The sequence below is a fragment of the Arthrobacter sp. W4I7 genome, assembly GCF_030816215.1.
Classification (GTDB): Bacteria; Actinomycetota; Actinomycetes; order Actinomycetales; family Micrococcaceae; genus Arthrobacter; species Arthrobacter siccitolerans_A.
The window spans coordinates 3,917,432-3,935,756 of the sequence record NZ_JAUSXU010000001.1 but is presented as its reverse complement, the minus strand read 5'-3'; the positions used below and the strand labels follow the sequence as shown (position 1 = coordinate 3,935,756).

The 18,325-nt window shown below is 65.8% G+C and carries 18 protein-coding genes and 1 pseudogene; 9 read left to right on the top strand and 10 right to left on the bottom strand.

Annotated features, from left to right (window positions below):
- Window positions 1-219: 219 nt before the first annotated feature.
- The 4 genes from QF047_RS17755 to QF047_RS17740 all read left to right on the top strand — a co-directional run bounded on the left by QF047_RS17755 (window position 220) and on the right by QF047_RS17740 (window position 3,709).
- A complete protein-coding gene (locus QF047_RS17755; RefSeq protein WP_307279767.1) occupies window positions 220-1,509 on the top strand; it encodes an adenylosuccinate synthase in 1,290 nt (429 codons plus the stop codon).
- Window positions 1,510-1,881: 372 nt separating this feature from the next.
- A complete protein-coding gene (locus QF047_RS17750) occupies window positions 1,882-2,235 on the top strand; it encodes a DUF1508 domain-containing protein (protein ID WP_307279765.1) in 354 nt (117 codons plus the stop codon).
- Window positions 2,236-2,519: 284 nt separating this feature from the next.
- Window positions 2,520-3,071, top strand: a complete 552-nt coding sequence (locus tag QF047_RS17745; RefSeq protein ID WP_307279763.1) for an RNA polymerase sigma factor — start codon at window positions 2,520-2,522, stop codon at window positions 3,069-3,071.
- The gene (locus QF047_RS17740; protein WP_307279761.1) at window positions 3,068-3,709 is read left to right on the top strand and encodes a hypothetical protein; all 642 of its coding nucleotides are present in this window, start codon (window positions 3,068-3,070) and stop codon (window positions 3,707-3,709) included. The genes QF047_RS17745 and QF047_RS17740 overlap by 4 nt, the downstream gene beginning before the upstream one ends.
- Window positions 3,710-3,722: 13 nt before the next feature.
- Here the strand turns inward: QF047_RS17740 and QF047_RS17735 are convergent, their stop codons facing one another.
- From QF047_RS17735 to QF047_RS17705, 7 genes are all read right to left on the bottom strand, one after another.
- Entirely contained in the window at window positions 3,723-4,217 is a 495-nt protein-coding gene (locus QF047_RS17735) for a CoA-binding protein (protein WP_307279757.1), read from the bottom strand.
- The gene (locus QF047_RS17730) at window positions 4,214-5,569 is read right to left on the bottom strand and encodes an O-acetylhomoserine aminocarboxypropyltransferase/cysteine synthase family protein (RefSeq protein ID WP_307279756.1); all 1,356 of its coding nucleotides are present in this window, start codon (window positions 5,567-5,569) and stop codon (window positions 4,214-4,216) included. The genes QF047_RS17735 and QF047_RS17730 overlap by 4 nt, the downstream gene beginning before the upstream one ends.
- Entirely contained in the window at window positions 5,569-6,777 is a 1,209-nt protein-coding gene (gene sfnG / locus QF047_RS17725) for a dimethylsulfone monooxygenase SfnG (protein ID WP_307279754.1), read from the bottom strand. The genes QF047_RS17730 and sfnG overlap by 1 nt, the downstream gene beginning before the upstream one ends.
- A 10-nt stretch (window positions 6,778-6,787) precedes the next feature.
- Window positions 6,788-8,782 carry an acetate--CoA ligase gene (gene acs / locus QF047_RS17720; protein WP_373427820.1) on the bottom strand — a complete coding sequence of 665 codons (1,995 nt, stop codon included), beginning with the start codon at window positions 8,780-8,782 and terminating at the stop codon, window positions 6,788-6,790.
- Window positions 8,773-9,675, bottom strand: a complete 903-nt coding sequence (locus QF047_RS17715) for an ABC transporter permease (protein WP_307279750.1) — start codon at window positions 9,673-9,675, stop codon at window positions 8,773-8,775. Before QF047_RS17715 ends, acs begins: the two co-directional genes overlap by 10 nt.
- Window positions 9,675-10,724 carry an aliphatic sulfonate ABC transporter substrate-binding protein gene (locus QF047_RS17710; protein ID WP_306637900.1) on the bottom strand — a complete coding sequence of 350 codons (1,050 nt, stop codon included), beginning with the start codon at window positions 10,722-10,724 and terminating at the stop codon, window positions 9,675-9,677. The genes QF047_RS17715 and QF047_RS17710 overlap by 1 nt, the downstream gene beginning before the upstream one ends.
- 131 nt (window positions 10,725-10,855) lie before the next feature.
- Entirely contained in the window at window positions 10,856-11,671 is an 816-nt protein-coding gene (locus QF047_RS17705; RefSeq protein ID WP_306637901.1) for an ABC transporter ATP-binding protein, read from the bottom strand.
- 320 nt (window positions 11,672-11,991) lie between these two features.
- On the opposite strand from QF047_RS17705, the gene QF047_RS17700 reads away from it, so the two are divergent.
- Window positions 11,992-12,417 carry a CoA-binding protein gene (locus QF047_RS17700; protein WP_307279741.1) on the top strand — a complete coding sequence of 142 codons (426 nt, stop codon included), beginning with the start codon at window positions 11,992-11,994 and terminating at the stop codon, window positions 12,415-12,417.
- 14 nt (window positions 12,418-12,431) lie between these two features.
- Here the strand turns inward: QF047_RS17700 and QF047_RS17695 are convergent, their stop codons facing one another.
- Window positions 12,432-13,460, bottom strand: a complete 1,029-nt coding sequence (locus QF047_RS17695) for an isopenicillin N synthase family oxygenase (RefSeq protein WP_307279739.1) — start codon at window positions 13,458-13,460, stop codon at window positions 12,432-12,434.
- A 45-nt stretch (window positions 13,461-13,505) separates the two neighbouring features.
- Between QF047_RS17695 and QF047_RS17690 the strand changes: the two genes are divergently transcribed.
- The 4 genes from QF047_RS17690 to QF047_RS17675 are packed head-to-tail and all read left to right on the top strand — an operon-like array spanning window position 13,506 to window position 15,083.
- Window positions 13,506-13,922: an MmcQ/YjbR family DNA-binding protein gene (locus QF047_RS17690; protein WP_307279737.1), complete on the top strand. Its 417-nt coding sequence runs from the start codon at window positions 13,506-13,508 to the stop codon at window positions 13,920-13,922.
- A complete protein-coding gene (locus QF047_RS17685; RefSeq protein WP_307279735.1) occupies window positions 13,919-14,476 on the top strand; it encodes a DUF1990 family protein in 558 nt (185 codons plus the stop codon). The genes QF047_RS17690 and QF047_RS17685 overlap by 4 nt, the downstream gene beginning before the upstream one ends.
- The gene (locus tag QF047_RS17680; RefSeq protein ID WP_307279732.1) at window positions 14,473-14,790 is read left to right on the top strand and encodes a putative quinol monooxygenase; all 318 of its coding nucleotides are present in this window, start codon (window positions 14,473-14,475) and stop codon (window positions 14,788-14,790) included. Before QF047_RS17685 ends, QF047_RS17680 begins: the two co-directional genes overlap by 4 nt.
- Window positions 14,790-15,083 carry a DUF503 domain-containing protein gene (locus QF047_RS17675; protein ID WP_306637908.1) on the top strand — a complete coding sequence of 98 codons (294 nt, stop codon included), beginning with the start codon at window positions 14,790-14,792 and terminating at the stop codon, window positions 15,081-15,083. Before QF047_RS17680 ends, QF047_RS17675 begins: the two co-directional genes overlap by 1 nt.
- An 85-nt stretch (window positions 15,084-15,168) precedes the next feature.
- Here QF047_RS17675 and purL read toward each other — a convergent pair.
- Together purL and purQ are read right to left on the bottom strand one after the other, a co-directional pair.
- A pseudogene (gene purL / locus QF047_RS17670) lies at window positions 15,169-17,554 on the bottom strand (phosphoribosylformylglycinamidine synthase subunit PurL).
- Window positions 17,554-18,324 (bottom strand): phosphoribosylformylglycinamidine synthase subunit PurQ, encoded by a 771-nt coding sequence (purQ, locus tag QF047_RS17665; protein ID WP_306637911.1) that lies wholly within the window; start codon window positions 18,322-18,324, stop codon window positions 17,554-17,556. The pseudogene purL and the gene purQ overlap by 1 nt, the downstream one beginning before the upstream one ends.
- Window position 18,325: the final 1 nt, after the last annotated feature.

Genomic DNA, 18,325 nt, shown 5'->3' with positions numbered 1-18,325 from the left:
TGCTTTACCCTGCAAGAAGGACCGCGGCGGCCCAACGAGTGGACAAAGTCCCTCATCCGCTAAACTTGGGTGGTAAGAGCCCCGGAACTCTTGCATCGCTGTGCTGCCCCGCGGACCAGCGAAGGCCGGTCCATTCGGGGCATTCTCATGAACGGCGCTGAACCAGGCCAGCCACGAAGTAGCCGGCCCGGACAGCCCGAACGAATGGGGGAGGATCCCATGCCAGCAATTGTGATCGTAGGAGCCCAATGGGGCGACGAAGGAAAAGGCAAGGCGACCGACCTGCTGGGCGGCCGCGTTGATTACGTCGTCAAGCCCAACGGCGGCAACAACGCCGGGCACACCGTCGTCGTAGGCGGTGAAAAATACGAACTCAAGCTGCTTCCGGCAGGCATCCTCAGCCCCAATGCGGTACCCATCATCGGCAACGGCTGCGTGGTCAACCTCGAGGCACTCTTCCAGGAGATCGACGGCCTCCAGGCCCGCGGCGCCGACACCTCAAAGCTTCGCGTCTCGGCCAACGCCCACCTCGTGGCGCCTTACCACCAGGTGCTGGACAAGGTGACGGAGCGCTTCCTCGGCAGCCGCGCCATCGGCACCACCGGCCGCGGCATCGGCCCGGCCTACATGGACAAGGTGGCCCGCCTGGGCATCCGCGTCCAGGACGTCTTTGACGAGTCGATCCTGCGCCAGAAGGTGGAAGGCTCGCTGCGGCAGAAGAACGAGCTCCTGGTCAAGATCTACAACCGCCGCGGTGTGGTGGTGGACGAAATCGTGGAGTACTTCCTGTCCTTCGCCGAGCGGCTCCGCCCGCTGGTCATCGACAGCACCCTGGTCCTGAACACCGCCCTGGATGAGGGCAAGGTAGTGCTCATGGAAGGCGGCCAGGCCACGTTCCTGGACGTTGACCACGGCACCTACCCGTTCGTCACCTCCTCCAACCCCACGGCCGGCGGCGCCTCGGTGGGATCCGGCATTGGCCCCACCCGCATTTCCCGCTCCATCGGCATCATCAAGGCGTACACCACGCGCGTCGGTGCCGGCCCGTTCCCCACGGAGCTGTTCGACGAAATGGGCGTGTACCTGCAGAAGACCGGCGGCGAGTTCGGCGTCAACACCGGCCGGCCGCGCCGCTGCGGCTGGTACGACGCCGTCCTGGCCCGCCACGCCTCCCGGGTCAACGGCTTCACGGACTACTTCGTCACCAAGCTGGACGTGCTCACCGGCATCGAGCAGATCCCCGTGTGCGTGGCCTATGACGTGGATGGCGTCCGCCACGACGAGATGCCCATGACGCAGACCGAGTTCCACCACGCAGTGCCCATTTTCGAGTACTTCGAGGGCTGGACCGAGGACATCACCGGCGCGCGCAACCTGGCGGACCTGCCGGAGAACGCCCGCAACTACGTGCTGGCCCTGGAAAAGCTGTCCGGGACCCGCTTCTCCGCCATCGGAGTTGGCCCGGACCGCGACCAGACCATCGTGGTCAACGACCTCATCAACGACTGACATGTGGGCCCACGCCTGCGCCCACGCTACCGAGGGGCCCCGATCGAGCTTGCGAGATTGGGGAGGTAGCAGGGAGGCTTCCCTGGCCGAGCTTGCGAGGCTAGGGAGCGGGTGGGGACGACGCCGGCGGGTCACCTTCACAGGGCGGCCCGCCGTTTGCGTTATCCAGGGAAACTTAAGGCAATTTACACAGCGTTAACGCCGTAGGTCTTGCGGCGCTGCACGCCTACCGGCGAGACTCTTTGTTACACCGGTGACTTGATCACCAAATCGTTCGACCAGACCCGCGGGATTGAGGGGCAGTGATGCGCCCGGACCGGCCGGTGGCAATGGCGCCTCCGGACAAGGACCCGCAGAACGGAAGGATTTGTTATGGCCGGAAAGTTCGAAGCGTTTGTTGACCAGGATTCTTTTTTCAGGTTCCGCCTCCTTGCCCCGGACGGCACCATCATGGCCGTCTCCGGCCCCTTTGACAGCAAATCCTCCCTCGCAGCCGGCATCACCGCCGTCAGGGAGTGCGCAGGAACGGGACTCGTGACCGATCTCTGCCCCGCGGGTACGGCGGCGCGTCAGGCACCTGCTGCAGTTCCGGCGTCGGCCGCTGCAACCGTCCAGGATGACTGTGACGACCGGCGCGTACCCGCCAACACACACACTTCCAGCCTTTCCCCCGGGCCGCGGCGGCAGGGAAGCCGGCCACGCTGGATCACCGCAGCCGCCCGCTGAACCGGGCCGCGAAAATTCCTTAAAAGTTTTTGGGCCTGGGCGTAACCCTTAGGGTGCCCCGGGCGATTACCTTTATGTAGCGCCGGTCTGGAACTTGTCCCCCATCACGTTCCAGGCCGGCTCTTTCACTTTCGGGCGGAAAGGCATGTGCTGCTGCAGCATCGCGTGGCGCATCCGGACAGTGGTTACCGAGGGGTAAAGTGATCCCGGGAAAAGGCACTTCCGAGGTTCGGTTCCTGCCTCTCCCGCCCAACAGCCTCTCTTTGACTGAAAGCACTACGTCTGTGACTGATGCACTGACAGGCCTGGCCCCGGGGGACCAGGCCACCGGGTCTTCCGGTTTCAGCGCGGTGTACCGGACGTATGCATCACAGGTCCTGGGATATCTCACCGCCCGGGGCGTCGAGGATCCGGAGGCGGCAATGCAGGAAGTGTTCCTGTCCGTCCTGCCGCGGCTTGGCACCATCCATGGCGGTTCCGCCGGGCTCCGGACGTTCATCTTCTCCGTGGCCCACGCCCGGATGGTGGATGACCAGCGGCGCCAGAGCCGCACGCCCGCGAAGCTGCCGTTCGAGCCCGGGCTGGGCCAGCGGGAAGATCCGTCGGCCGAGGCGGAAGCGCTGGAACGCATATCCCCGCAGGAGGTCCTGGATCTGCTGGACGGGTTGCCCCGGGACCAGCGCGAGGTCCTGGTGCTGCGCCTCGTGGCCGGACTCACGGTGGAGCAGTCAGCTGATGCCATGGGAAAGAGCTCCGGTGCGGTGAAGCAGTTGCAGCGGCGGGCGCTGGGTAAGCTCCGGGAACTTTCGGCCGTGAAGGAGTACCTGAGCTCATGACACCGCAAACTGATGTGTTGCCGGTCCTCGTGGAGGACATGCTCCTCGACGCCGGATTCGGGCAGGATGCCGTACTCCGGGACACCCTCCTTGCGCTGGGGTCCCTCGCCAACCTGGCTGCCCCGCAGCCCGGCCCTGAGCTGGCGGCTCTGTTGTCCCGGCCGGCAGGCCAGCTGGAACGCCGCCGGCGGGTCCTCCAGCGGAGGACTACGGCCCTGGGCCTCGCCATCATTGCCGGTATGGGACTGGGCGTCACCGGCGTGGCCGCGAGCTCCACCGGACATGGGGATTCCACTGGTCTCTCCGTCCAGCATCTGCTTCAGGACTGGACCCCGTCCTGGAGCATCGCCCCAGCGGCGTCGCCCCCTGTGGCGCAGGAGCCGGCGTCTTCTGCCGGACCGGCGAGGGAACCGGCAGTGGCGTCAGCCGAAGCCGTTGCCGGGCATACTGGCGGCATGGCGGAACTTCCTGCACCCGGCAAAGTGCTTGGGGCCAAGGATGTACCGCGAACCAAGAATGAGGTGCCGAAAGGGAATGCCGGCAGTGGCGGGGAATTTGCGGGCGGCGGCGGCAAGCCGGGACCAACAGGGCCGGCCCTGGGGCCGGCCCCGTCCCGCGCCGGGAAGCCCGGCCGTTAAGAGCGGCCCGGGCTTAGGCCAGGACCTGGCGCTTCGATGAGATGACACCGGTGTCAAAGCCTGCCAGATGGAGTCCGCCATGGAACCTGGCGTGCTCGATCTTGACGCACCGGTCCATCACGACATGGAGCCCGGCAGCTTCGGCCTCCGCGGCCACGCCTTCATGCCAGGACCCCAGCTGCAGCCACAGGGTTTTGGCGCCCGCAGCGATAGCCTCGTCCAGGACGCCGGGGAGGTCGTCGTGCTTGCGGAAGACGTCCACGATGTCCGGGCTTTCCGGCAGGTCTGCGAGCGACGCGTACGTGGGTTGGCCCAGGATCTCCTGGACTACCGGGTTAACGAAGTACACCTTGTAGCGGGAAGAGGACAGCAGGTAGGTGGCCACGAAGTAGCTGGCCCGGGAGGGCTTGTCCGATGCCCCCACGATGGCGATTGTCTTTGCTTCCCGCAGCAGGTCCAGGCGTTCGGGCGCCGAGGGGCCTTCCCAAGTGCGCGCTGTAATGCTCATGCGCGTGCTCCGATCGTGCAGGCGTCCGCGGCGTCATCGTTAAGGAATCCGGCATCATCCGCGGTTGCCTTCCGGGCTTCAGACAGGGCCTGGTCCAGGTCCCACAGGATGTCCTCGATGTCCTCCAGGCCCACGGAAATGCGGACCAGGTCCTCCGGCACGCCGGCTGACTCGAGCTGCGCCGGGCTGAGCTGCTGGTGGGTGGTGCTGCCAGGATGGATCACCAGGGTACGGGAATCGCCCACATTGGCCAGGTGCGAGGCCAGCTGCAGGGATTCGATGAACTTCTGCCCCGCAGCCCTCCCGCCCTTCACGCCAAAGGAGAACACCGAGCCCGGACCCAGGGGAAGGTACTTCCGTGCCCGTTTGAAGTGCGGATGTGACGGCAACCCCGAGAAGTTCACGTAGGCCACGCGCTCGTCGGCCTCGAGCCATTCGGCCACGGCCTGGGCGTTCTTCAGGTGCTCGTCCAGCCGCTGGGGAAGGGTTTCCACGCCCTGCAGCAGCTGGAAGGCGGACTGCGGGGAGAGCGCGGGGCCAATGTCGCGCAGCTGCTCACAGCGGAGTTTGGTGAGGAAGCCGTACTCGCCGAAGTTGCCCCACCAGGAGACGTTGCCGTAGGAGGCTACGGGTTCGGTCATGGTGGGGAACTTGCCGTTGCCCCAGTTGAACCGGCCGCTTTCCACGATCACGCCACCCAGCGTGGTCCCGTGGCCTCCAAGGAACTTGGTGGCCGAGTGGATCACGATGTCCGCGCCGTGTTCGATGGGCCGCACCAGGTACGGCGTGCTCAAGGTGGCGTCGACGACGAGGGGGATGCCGGCGTCGTGCGCCACTTGCGCCAAAGCCGCAAGGTCCTGGACTTCCGACGACGGGTTGGCCACCACCTCAACGAAAATTGCCTTGGTGTTCTCCCGGACCGCCGCCGCGTAGTCCGCAGGATCGGTGCCGGGCACGAACGTGGTGTCCACACCAAAGCGGCGGAGGGTGACGTCCAGCTGGGTGACGGTACCCCCGTAGAGCTGGGAGGCGGCAACGATGTGGTCGCCCGCCTGGGTCAGCGCGGCGAAGGTGATGAACTCCGCGGCCATGCCCGAGGACGTCGCGACCGCTCCGATGCCGCCTTCCAGGGAGGCGATGCGCTCTTCGAACGCCGCCACGGTGGGGTTGCCTATGCGGGAGTAGATGTTGCCGTACTTCTGCAGTGCGAACAGGTTGGCAGCGTCCTGGGTGTCCTTGAACACGAAGGATGTGGTCTGGTAGATGGGGACGGCCCGGGCGCCGTGCTCGGCGTCAGGGGTGCCGCCGGCGTGCAGGGCGCGAGTGCGGAACCCGAAAGTGCGGTCACTCATCAGACAGCCACCAGCCCGGTGGTTGAGCCTGTCGAAACCGCGGGGGTGCTGGAAAGGTCCAGCTCCGTGCCGTTCTTCCGGGCGAGGTCCGCTTCAAGTTCCCGGACGATGGGCAGGATGTCCTGGCCGAACGCCGCCACCTCCTCCTGGAAGTGCAGGTAGCAGGTCAGGAACAGGTTCACGCCGAGCTTTTTGTACTCCACGATGCGTTCGGCGATCTGTTCCGGGGTGCCGATCAGCTGCGTCTTGAAGCCATCGTTGTACTGGATCAGGTCCTCGAAGGTGGAGTCTGCCCACATGCCCTTGCCATCCTTGGTCGAGGCGCCCGCTTCCTGCACGGCGTCCCGGAAACCCTGGACGGCCGGCTTGTGCGCCTTCGCCACGATCTCGCGCAGGGTCTCGCGGGCTTCCTTCTCCGAGTCGCGGGCGATGACGAAACCGTTGAGGCCGAACCGGGGTGCAGCCAAGGCACCTTCGGTGCCGCGGCGGGTTTCGCCGGCGGCGGCCACGACTCCGGCGATGTTGTCCTTGAAGCCTTCCAGGTCCTTGCCGTTGGAGAAGTACCAGTCCGCAACCCGCCCCGCCGTGGCCTGGGCCGCCGTCGAATTTCCACCGAAGAAGATCTCGGGGTGGGCGCGTCCGGGCACGTCCACGGGGGCGGGGTTCAAGGTGAAATCGGTGATGTTGTAGTACTTGCCGGACTGGCTGTACTCCTGCTCGGTCCACAGGCCGCGGAGGACCTTGATGAACTCCTCGGTGCGGACGTAGCGTTCGTCATGCTCCAGCCATTCCAGGCCGAAGTTGGTGAACTCGTTCTTGAGCCAGCCGGAGACGACGTTCACGGCGGCGCGGCCGTTGGAGATGTGATCGGCGGTGATGATGTACTTGGCCAGCACACCGGGGTGCCACATACCCGGGTGGACTGCGGCGATGACCTTCAGCCGCTCGGTAGCGGCCAGCAGAGCCAGGCTGAAGGACGTGGCTTCGTGCTGCTTGTCCGCGCCGTAGGACGCGGCGTAGCGGGTCTGGGTCAGGGCGTACTCGAAACCTGACTCCTCGGCGATCCGGGCGAGCTTCTTGTTGTAGTCGAAGTCCCAGCCGGTCCGCTGTTCGATGGTGGAGACCACCAGTCCGCCGGAGACGTTCGGTACCCAGTACGCGAACTTCAGCGGCTCGGAAAGACGGGCAACGCTGCTGATGTCATTCATGATTGTTCCTTTACTTTTGTCCGTTGAGGTTGGGTGCCGGTACGGCTTTGACGTAGTCGCGCACTGCGCCCTGGATGCCGGCGATCGCCGGCTCGTTTTGGAGCGAGGTAGTGTCGCCGAGGGTGGTTCCCTCGAACAGTTGGGTGAGCAGCCGGCGCATGATCTTGCCGCTGCGGGTCTTGGGTACATCCGGAACCACGACGACGTCGCGCGGCTTGGCGATCGGGCCGATCTCCTTGGCGACGTGGTTGCGTAGGTCCTCGCTGGTTGAGCCCGTCTGGCCGGTGGTTGAGCTTGTCGAAACCCCTGCCTTCAGGACCACAAATGCGACGACGGCGTGCCCGGTCTTCGGGTCGGCCACGGGGCAGACGCCTGCCTCCACCACGTCCGGGTGCGATACCAGCGCGGACTCGATCTCGATGGTGGAGAGCAGGTGGCCGGAGACGTTGAGGGTGTCGTCCACCCGGCCGAGGATCCAGATGTCGCCGTCGGCGTCGTATTTGGCACCGTCCCCGGCCAGGAACCATCCATGCTCCGTGTACTGGCTCCAATAGGAGTCAAAGTAGCGGCGCGGGTTGCCCCAGACCGTGCGGGCGATGGCGGGACCGGGGGAGTCGACCACGATGTTCCCCTGCACCCCCGGGGGAACCGTGTTGCCGGCGTCATCCACAATCCGGGTGCTGACGCCGGGCAGCGGGCGCGCCGCGCAGCCGGGCTTGAAGTCTGTGTCCGTCGGAGCAGGGGAAAGTATGGTCGCACCCGTTTCCGACTGCCACCAGGTGTCCACAATAGGGGCGGTGCCCGCGCCGACGTTATCGCGAAGCCAGCGCCACGCTTCCGGGTTGACTGCCTCTCCAACTGTGCCCAGCAGGCGGATGGAGGAGAGGTCGTAGCTGCCTGGAACGCCGTCGGGGAACCACCCCATCAGGGAACGGACCAGGGTGGGGGCGGTGTAGTACTGGGTGACGCCGTAGCGTTCGATGATTTCGAAGTGCCGGCCCGGGTGCGGAGTGTTGGGGGTGCCTTCAAAGATCACCTGGGTGACCCCGTTCGAGAGCGGACCGTAGATTTCGTAAGTGTGCGCGGTGACCCAGGCGAGGTCCGCGGTGCACCAGTGGACATCGCGGTCCCGCAGGGCCGGGTCCGGGTTACTGAACAGGTGCTCGAAGCTCCAGGACGCCTGGGTGAGGTACCCGCCCGAGGTGTGGACCAGGCCCTTGGGCTTCCCAGTGGTTCCTGAGGTGTACATGATGAACAGGGGAGTCTCGGCGTCGAACGCCTCCGGCTCATGGACATCCGCTGCATTCCCGACGACGTCGTGCCACCACACGTCGCGGCCTTCGGTCATAGCGACTGTTGCCAGGTCCGTTGCCGGAGTGGTGCGGTTGACCACCAGGACGTGCTCGATGGCGTTCTCGCCAGCCACTGCGGCGTCCGCGTTGTCTTTCACGGGAACGGCCACGCCGCGCCGGAACTGGCCGTCGGTGGTGACCAGGAGCTTGGCGCCGGTGTCCTCCACCCGGAACTTCAGTGCTTCGGCGGAGAAGCCGCCGAACACCAGGGAATGGATGGCACCGATGCGTGCGACGGCCAGCGTGATGATGATGGTTTCGGGGATGACCGGGAGGTAGATGACCACGCGGTCGCCCTTGCCGATGCCCAGGGCCAGGAGCGCGTTGGCTGCCTTGGACACCTCGCGCTGGAGTTCGGCGTAGGTGATGGACCGGCGGTCGCCGGGTTCGCCCTCGAAATACAGCGCCACTCTGTCACCGCGGCCCTCAAGCACATGGCGGTCCACGCAGTTGTAGGCGACGTTGAGCCGGCCGCCGTCGAACCAGCTGATCTGCGGCCCGGTGCCGGCCTCAGGGTCCGCGGGCACCCAGCGGTGCGCCGTGTGCCACGGGTTTTCCCAGTGGAGCCGCAAGGCCTGCTGTTCCCAGAAGGCCACGTTATCCGGGTGCACCCCGGCGTTCAGGTCAAAGGTTTCGGTGGTGCTCACGCCCATCGTTTCACCGCCCACTTTTCTGCCAGGCCCAGCAGGGCGTCAGTAATTTTTCCGATCACGGCGAGCATCACGATGGCCAGGAACAGCCGGTCGGTGCGCCCGTTGTTCTGCGAATCCATCAGCAGGAAGCCCAGGCCCATGGACGAGGCGATCAGCTCCGCCGCCACCAGGAACAGCCAGGCCTGGGCCAGCGCCAGCCGCAGTCCGGAAAAGACGGCGGGAACGACGGCGGGCAGCTGCACCGTGGTCAGCAGCCGGACGCCCTTAAGGCCGAAGGCGCGGGCCGCCTCCACCAGGTTGCGGTCCACGTGGCGCAGCGCCAGCGAAACGGTGGTGAACACGGGGAAGAACGCGCCGATGATGATGAGGGTCACCTTGGAATCCTCACCGATTTTCAGCCACAGGATCAGCAGCGGCACCCAGGCCAGGGACGGAACCGCCCGCAGTGCCCCGATGGTGGGGGCCAGCAGGGCGTCCGCTATTTTGGACAGGCCCACGGTTGCGCCGAGGACCAGGCCCAGCAGGGCACCGACCAGGAAACCGATCAGGACCCGTTGGGTGGAGATGGCTATGTGGGTTCCGAGCTCTCCGCGTTCCAGCAGCTCGCCTGCAGCCTCCAGCACCATGGCCGGCGGCGGCAGTTGCACCACCGTGAACAGGTGGCTGGAGGAGGCGATCTGCCAGGCGGCCAGCAGGACTGCCGGGATGATCAAGCCAAGGGGCAGACGCGCCCAGTTCCTGGAGCGGACTCCGGCGGGAGACCATCCCGGTGCCGGAGCGGGTGCCTGACCGGCGCCCGCCCGGGCAGCGTCTGCCGTTGTTGCGGGAGCGGCTGCAGCACGCTCATCCGCAACAGTGTTGCCGGTGATGTGGGGATCTCCGAGAGTGCTCATCAGGAGTCCTTGATGGCTGACGGATCAGCCTTCTTCACCAGCGAGTCGTCGAGAAGGGAGCTAACGGCGTCGTCAATCTGCTGCTGCGTCTTGACGTCACCGGTTTCCACGAAGGTAGGCCCGATCTTCTCCAATACTTTGCGCTGTGCCTCGCCGGGTGCCGGATCAACGTTCAGGTTGCTGCGCTCCAGCACCACGGTCTTGGCCACCGCCGGGTCCAGGCCTGCAACCTTGGCCAGAATGTCGGCCGTCTGGTCCGGGTTTGCGGCAGCCCAGGCACGGGCCTTCTCGTAGGCATTCACCACGGCCTGGGCCAGTTCCGGCTTGTCCTTGAGGAACGATTCGGTGGCGTTGAGGAAGCCGTAGGTGTTGAAGTCGAGGTTCCGGTAGAAAAGTTTGGCGCCCTTCTGCTCGGCACCGGCCATGATCGGATCCAGGCCGGACCAGGCCTGGACGGAACTGTTCTCAAGGGCGGTGCGGCCGTCGGCATGCTGCAGGTTCTGCACCGTCACGTCACCGGGCTTCAGCCCCGCCTCCTCCAGGGCCTGCAGGAGGAAGAAGTAGGGATCGGTGCCCTTGGTGGCGGCCACGGACTTGCCCTTGAGGTCGGCCACGGAGGTGATGTCCGAGCCGGCCGGCGCCACCAGGGCCGCCCATTCGGGCTGTGAGTAGATGTCGATGGTCTTGATGGGTGAGCCGTTGGAGCGGGCCAGGAGGGCAGCGGAGCCAGCGGTGGAACCGACGTCGATAGCACCTGAGCGCAGGGCCTCATTGGCCTTGTTCGAGCCGGCCGACTGGACCCAGTTCACGGTGACGCCCTGGTCCTTGAGGCTCGCTTCCAGCCAGCCCTGGTCCTTGATGACCAGGCTGAGCGGGTTATACGTGGCGAAGTCGATGTTCAGGGTGCCGCCCTTGATGCTGCCGGCGGCAGCAGCGCTGCCGGACGAGCCCTCGCCTGCGACGCATCCGGTCAGTGCCAGGGCCGCTGAGGCGGCCAGGGCGGCCGCGCCCAGGAGTGAACGGCGGGAGATGGGGTGTTCGTACGGCATGGTCATCCTTTGATGCTGGGTCAGGCGGGAAACTAAAAGGGGGAATGCAAAGGGAATTGCAATGGAGCTGCGCTGCCGGCTGCTGAAGTTAATTACGACGTCTGCGGGGGAGCCGCTGCGGCTGCGGGCGGTCAGTGCCCGTCCACGCCCAGCGTTTCCAACAGCGAGCCGCGCATAACGGCGAGTTCAGCGGAGGCGCGATCCCGGGGCCGGCTGCCCGGCACTTCAAGAGTGCGCACGATGGTGGCGCCCTCGCCGTCGCCGTCGGCCCCGAGCACGATGATGCGGTCCGCGAGCTGCAGGGCTTCGTCCACATCGTGGGTTACCAGCAGGACCGTGGTGGGTTCCGCCCGGTGGATGTCCAGGAGGAGGTCCTGCATCCTGATCCTGGTCAACGCGTCCAGGGCGCCGAAAGGTTCATCCAGGAGGAGGACGCCAGGGTTCCGTGCGAGGGCCCTGGCCAGGGAGGCGCGCTGGGCCATGCCGCCGGAGACTTCGCGGGGGCGGTGCCTGGCGAAGTTGTCCAGCCCCACAAGTTCCAGCAGGCGTGCCACTTTGGCCTTGCCCTCTTTTGCACTGCATCCGGTGGGCAGGCCGATAGCCACGTTCGCCTGAAGGGTGTGCCAGGGCAGCAGCCGCGGTTCCTGGAACGCGAAGGCGCAGCGGGAGTCAATGCCGTGCACAGCGGTGCCGTCGATCACTACGGAACCGGCGCTGGGTGCATCAAGTCCCGCCGCGGCGCGCAGGAGCGTGGACTTGCCGCAGCCGGAGGGGCCCAGGATGGCAAGGACTTCCCCGGCGGCGACGTCGAACGTGACGTCGCGAAGGACAGTGTGGGCAGTGGGGCCGGCCCCAAAAGTCCGCCGCAAGCCACTGAAAGCGACGGGCAGGGCGGCTGGGTGGCCGGAGGCAGCCCCGGCAGGGCGGGACGACAGAACTGCAGTCATGAGGATCACTCCATCGGTCCTGGCAGTAGCACCCTACGGATTCAGCCTTTGCCGGAATGGTCGGTTCCGGATGCCTACGGCTGCTTCCTTGCTATCACCGGCGCGTCGGCCGCGCCCAGTGACCAGGGTTGCTGCGGCTTCATCGATCCAGGTCTCTCGGCCGCTCGGGATGGTCAACTATCACTACACCGGAGCCGCATCCTCTGGACCAAATCTGCCTAACTGGGAGCGTAATATTCGTTCACGCCGGCTTCACCTGCGCATGAACAGTCACTTATTCGAGCATTCGCCGTTTGCGGCAGCGGATGTACGCTTGCTGCATGGGCCACGTCAACGATCCGGAAGTCATCGAGCGCCTCATGCGAAACAAAGGGCGGTGGGCCATCGTGGGCCTCACCACCAACGAGTGGCGCGCCGCCTACGATACCTCGCTGTTTATCCGGGACCGGCTCGGTATGGAAATCATCCCCGTGAACCTCCCTGGTGACCCCGTACATGGGGAAGCGGGGTACCGGAGCCTCGGGGACATTCCTCCCGAAAAGCGACCCATCGACGTCGTGGACTGCTTTGTGAACTCGCAGAAGGTGGGGGCCGTGGTGGACCAGGCCATTGCAGTAGGCGCGAAAGCGGTGTGGCTGCAACTGGGCGTCATTGACGAGGAGGCCGCGGAACGGGCCAAGGCCGCCGGGCTGGATGTCGTGATGAACACCTGCCCCGCCCAGCAGGCCTGGAAATACAACCTCTGACGCCGCTTGCAGGTTCAGCGCGTCAGGAGCCCCGGATAGTGCCGTTCCGTGACGTCCGGGTGCGCGCGCATCCTGCCCTTGAGCATGTTCATCCCGTAGGAAGCCAACAGCGGGTTGGCGGGATCGTCAGAGATACCCCGCGCTTCGGCCCGCAGTTCGGGCGGCAACGGGACGGGGTCGATAACGGCGTCCAGACGCGGTGACCAGAAGAACGGGACCGAATACCGGTCCACGCCGGGAGGGGGCGCCTGGACCCGATGGATGGTGGCCACGAGGTAGCCTTCAGTAGCGACTTCGAGCATCTCGCCAAGGTTCACCACCAGGGCACCGGGGATCGGCTCCACGGGCGCCCACTCAGTTGCCCCGGGCGGGAGGACTTCCAGCCCGCCGATGTCGTCCTGCAGCAGGAGGGTGACGAATCCGTAGTCCGCATGGGAGCCCACGCCCTGGTCGCCGGCAGCCTCCACAACGCCGCCCACGTAGTGAACCAGTTTTCCCATCCAGGCGGGAGTGCCACGGAAAGGCTCATCGAAGTAGTCCTCCGGCAGTTTCAGAGAGACCGCGATGGCCCGGAGCAGCTCCATTCCTACCCGGGACATCAGCTCCGCCCACTCCATGGCGGCCGGTTTGAGCTCCGGAAAGGACTCCTCCGGCCAAAGATTAGGGCCTTGAAGCAACCAGTACGGCTTGTCGTCCGGATAGTCCCGGACCGGCTCGCGCTCCGGCGAATAGTCGATCTGCTCCCGGGCGTCCGCGCGTCCCTGGGTCACCTCGGTGCCCATCCGCGTGTAGCCGCGGAAGTGCGGTGAAAGCCGGTTGTCCAGCTTCATCCTTTCCTCCAGCGGCAGTGCGAAGAACCGCCTGATAAGGTCCAGCAGCCGTTCCGGCTGACCGGGGGACGCGCCGTAACCGGTGATTTGGAAGAAACCCACATGGTGCGTCGCGTGGCGCAGCTGTTCAATGAAGTCCGGGCTGAATGAACCGTCGTCCTGCCGTGCCTTGCCCAGGTCCAGAACAGGAATGGCCCCCTGATCGTGTGACATCCTCGCAGACTAGCACCGCGGCAGCCGGCTTTGTAGGCTTCCTGCATGGACCCTGCTGCATTGAGGAAAATCTGCCTCTCGTTTCCCGGCGCGTACGAGGATTATCCGTTCGGACCGGAAACCGCCGTCTTCAAGGTCCGGGCCAATATCGCAGGAGGGGCGCGGCATGAGGCCAAGCTCTTTGCTTTGTCCGGCATGAATCCGCAGGACTGGTACGTGAACCTTAAGTGCGAGCCAAACCTTGCCGTGCAGCTGCGCGCTGCCCACCCGGAAATCACCGGTGCCTGGCACATGAACAAGACGCACTGGAACGGCGTCCGCCTGGACGGGACCCTTGCGGACGACATGATCCGGGACATGGTGGAGGACTCTTACGACCTGGTGGTGGCAGGCCTGACCAGGAAACAGCAGGAGCAGCTTGGATGGGCCCGCCTGGCGGGTTCCCAGGGTGCCAACCAGTGAAGGCCAAACGGTCGGCGCAGGGCAGGCACCTCGATTACCCCGGCATCGGGGGCACGGAACACGGGGTTGCTCCCGATGGATACGCCCCTGTCCTGCAAGAAGCGCAACTGGGCACCGGCTTTGCGGTCTACCGGCGGGTAGCCGCCGGCATCCTTTCCTGGGAGCTCCAGCGGCGTGCCGGACTACGAGTCCGGACGGATTCACCAAGGGTGGTGCCTGGGGCGCGGGTGGTGAGCGGTTTCGGCGTCGGGCCTTTTCGGCTAAGTGCACCCTGTGAAGTGGTTTGGGTCCGTGAACCACTGCAGGCGGGGGTGCCGCAGTCGGCAGGATTTGGTTATGGAGCCCTGCAAGGCCACCCGGCGCGGGGCGAGGAGTCCTTTGAAGTGGAGATCAACGGCGACGCCGATGTGCATTTGAGGATCCGTTCCTTCAGCAAACCCGGCAACTGGTTCTACGCGGCCGGGGGACTGGTGACCCGGGCAGCGCAGCGCCACGTTACTTCCCGGTACATTGAAGGGGCACGCCAACTCGCCGCGGAAGGACTACGCCCGTGATTTTTATCGTCGTCAAGTTCAAGGTCAAGCCGGAGTGGTCGGAGCGCTGGCCCGCTCTGGTGGCCGATTTCACCCAAGCCACACGGCAGGAGCCGGGCAACCTCTGGTTCGACTGGTCCCGCAGCCTTGAGGACCCGAACGAATACGTCCTGGTGGAAGCCTTCAAGGACGATGCTGCGGGCGAGCACGTCAACAGCGCGCACTTCAAGCAGGCCATGGCGGACATGCCCCAGGCCCTGGCCGAAACGCCCCGGATCGTCAGCCGCCAATTCGAGGGCGACGGCTGGGACCGGATGGGGGAGCTGACCATCTGATGTGGATCGGCTGGATCGAATTCGACATCCTCCTGGGTGATGTTCAGAGCCTGAAGGAAAAGCGGTCCGTCGTCAGGCCACTGATAGCTGAAGTCAAGCGCCGTTTCGACGTCTCCGTCGCCGAGGTGGGGGATCACGACCAGTACCGGCGCACCCGGCTGGGCGTTGGCCTCGTGGCAGCAGACCGCGCGCACCTCGTTGAGGTGCTGGCCGCCGTCGAACGCCTGGTGGCCGGGCGCCCGGAAATCGAACTGCTCAGCGCGCGGCAGCGGGATCTGCACAGCGAGGATTAAACCAAGCAACGCGGGGTCACGTGGCGCCCATCCCGTGGGGATTCATGGGCGGCAGGTGACCCCGCGTTGCTTTTAGTGGGAAAGGTCAGCCGAAGTACTTCGGCAGCGTACTTTCGTGGGCTTCGCGGAGGGCGTCAAGCGACAGGCTCTCCACTCCGTTGATGTCCAGCGTTCCGCTGGCCGCGTCCACCACACCGATCCGGGTGTGTACGAAGCCGCGGGCGGTGCACATGTCCGTGAAGCGGACTTCCTCGGAACGGGGAACACCTACAATGGCACGGCCCTGTGACTCGGCGAAGAGCGCCGTGAACAGGTCCACGCCGTCCCGGTCCAGAACGTCCTGCAGCGCGATCCTGGCACCCACGCCGTAGCGCAGCGAGGACTCCACCAGGGCAGCTGCGAGGCCGCCTTCGGAGAGGTCGTGGGCAGAGTCGATCATGCCGTCGCGCGATGCGTTGATCAGGATCTCACCCAGGGCGCGTTCGGCGTCGAGGTCGACCTTGGGAGGCAGGCCGCCCAGGTGGCCGCGCATGTTGGCCCACTCGGAACCGTCAAGTTCCGCAGCCGTGGTGCCCAGCAGGTAGATGGCCTGGCCGTCCTCACGCCAGCCCGACGGCGTGCGGCGGGCTACGTCGTCGAGCTTGCCCAGCACTGCCACCACGGGGGAGGGGTGGATCGGCGTGGTGCCGGTCTGGTTGTACAGCGAGACGTTGCCGCCGGTGACCGGGATGCCCAGCACCATGCAGGCGTCGGACAGGCCGCGGATAGCCTCTGCGAGCTGCCACATAACGTCCGGGTCCTCGGGTGAGCCGAAGTTCAGGCAGTCGCTGACGGCCATGGGAACGGCGCCGGAGGTGGCGACGTTCCGGTAGGCCTCGGCCAGGGCAAGCTGTGCACCGTGGTAGGGGTCGAGGTAGGTGTAGCGGCCGTTGGCATCAGTGGCCAGGGCCACACCCAGGCCCGTTTCCTCGTCCACGCGGACCACGCCTGCATCGTCGGGCATGGCCATGGACGTGTTGCCGCCCACATAGCGGTCGTACTGGTTGGTGATCCAGGACTTGGAGCACATGTTCGGCGATGCCACCAGTTCGGTGACGGCCTTGGCGAGCTCAGCCGGAGCGGAGGGCCGGCCGGCGTCCTGCACGGAGCCGGTGAAGGTGTCTGCCTGCACGGCGTCCTGCCACTCGGGACGGGCGAACGGGCGGTCGTACACCGGACCGTCGTGTGCCACAGTACGGGGATCGACGTCGACGATCACCTCGCCTTCCCAGGTGATGATGAGGCGGCCGGTGTCGGTCACCTCGCCCAGCCAGGCGTACTCAACGGCCCACTTGTCCATCACGGCTTCGAACGCCGCAACGTTCTCCGGGGTGACAACGGCCATCATGCGTTCCTGCGACTCGGACATCAGGATCTCGCCCGGGGTCAGCGTGGGATCGCGCAGCAGCACGGAGGTCAGCTCAACCTGCATGCCGCCGTCGCCGTTGGAAGCCAGCTCGGAGGTGGCGCAGGAGATGCCGGCGGCGCCGAGGTCCTGGATGCCTTCCACCAGGGAGCCCTTGAACAGTTCCAGGCAGCACTCGATGAGGACCTTCTCGGCGAACGGGTCGCCCACCTGCACTGCGGGGCGCTTGGACGGCTTGGTGTCGTCGAAGGACTCGGAGGCCAGTACGGAGGCGCCCCCGATGCCGTCACCACCAGTGCGGGCACCGAACAGGACCACCTTGTTGCCCTTGCCGGACGCGTTGGCGAGGCGGATGTCCTCGTGGCGCATCACGCCAACAGCCAGCGCGTTCACCAGCGGATTGCCCTGGTACACGGAGTCGAACACCATTTCGCCGCCGATGTTCGGCAGGCCCAACGAGTTGCCATAGCCGCCGATGCCGGCAACGGCGCCATGCATGACGCGTGCCGTGTCCGGGTGGTCGATGGCGCCAAAGCGCAGCGGATCCATCACGGCCACCGGGCGGGCGCCCATGGAGATGATGTCGCGGACAATGCCGCCGATGCCGGTCGCGGCGCCCTGGTAAGGCTCAACGAACGACGGCGAGTTGTGCGACTCGATCTTGAAGGTCACGGCCCAGCCGTCCCCGAGGTTGGTCACGCCGGCGTTTTCGCCGATGCCCACCAGCATGTCCTTCTTCATCTCCGGGGTCACCTTTTCGCCGAACTGGCGCAGGTGGTTCTTGGAGGACTTGTAGGAGCAGTGCTCGCTCCACATCACGGAATACACTGGCGAGCTCGGCACCGCTGGGGCGCCGGCCGAGGACCTTGACGATCTCGTCGAACTCGTTCTGCTTCAGTCCCAGTTCAGCCCAGGGCAGCTCCGTGTCCGGAGTCTTCGCCGCATGTTCAACGGTGTCGATATTGAATTTCTTGACCTGGGTGATGGCACCCGGGGCAGCGGTGGGCGAGGCGGCAGTAGACGTGCCTCCGCCGTCGGTGATCGAGCCTGTCGAGATCCCGGTCATTACTTGCCTCCCACAATCTTGGTCAAAACGGAGGTGAAGAAACCCAGCCCGTCGGTGTCGGAACCGCCGATTCCGTCCAGCGATTCGGGGCCGAAGCCGGCCTCAACGGCGTGCTCGGGGTGCGGCATCAGGCCCACTACGTTGCCTGCGGCGTTGGAGATGCCCGCGATGTCACGGCGGGAGCCGTTCGGGTTGAAGCCCACGTAGCGGAACACCACGCGGCCCTCCGCCTCGAGGGCGTCCAGGGTCTTATCGTCCGCGAGGTACTGGCCGTCCTGGTTCTTCAGCGGAACGGTAATCTCCTGGCCCGCCTGGTAGTCCAGCGTCCATGCGGTGTTGCTGTTTTCCACGCGGAGCACCTGGTCGCGGCACATGAACTTCAGGTGGTCGTTCTTGATCATCGAACCGGGCAGCAGGTGCGATTCGGTGAGGATCTGGAAGCCGTTGCAGATGCCGAGCACGGGAAGTTTGGCGTCACTGTTGGCGGCGTCAATGATCCTGGACATCAGCGGTGCGAAGCGGGCGATGGCACCGGCGCGGAGGTAGTCGCCGTAGGAGAAGCCGCCGGGAATCACCACGGCATCCACGTCACCAAGTTCCGTGTCCGCGTGCCAAAGCTCGACGGCGGTGCCGCCTGCGAGGCGTACGGCGCGGGCGGCGTCGCGGTCATCGAGGGTGCCCGGGAAGGTGACGACGCCGATCTTGGCCCCCGCGAGGCGCGGTTCGGCGGCGACGGCGATGGCCTCGCCGATCAGGGGAAGTTCAGTCATG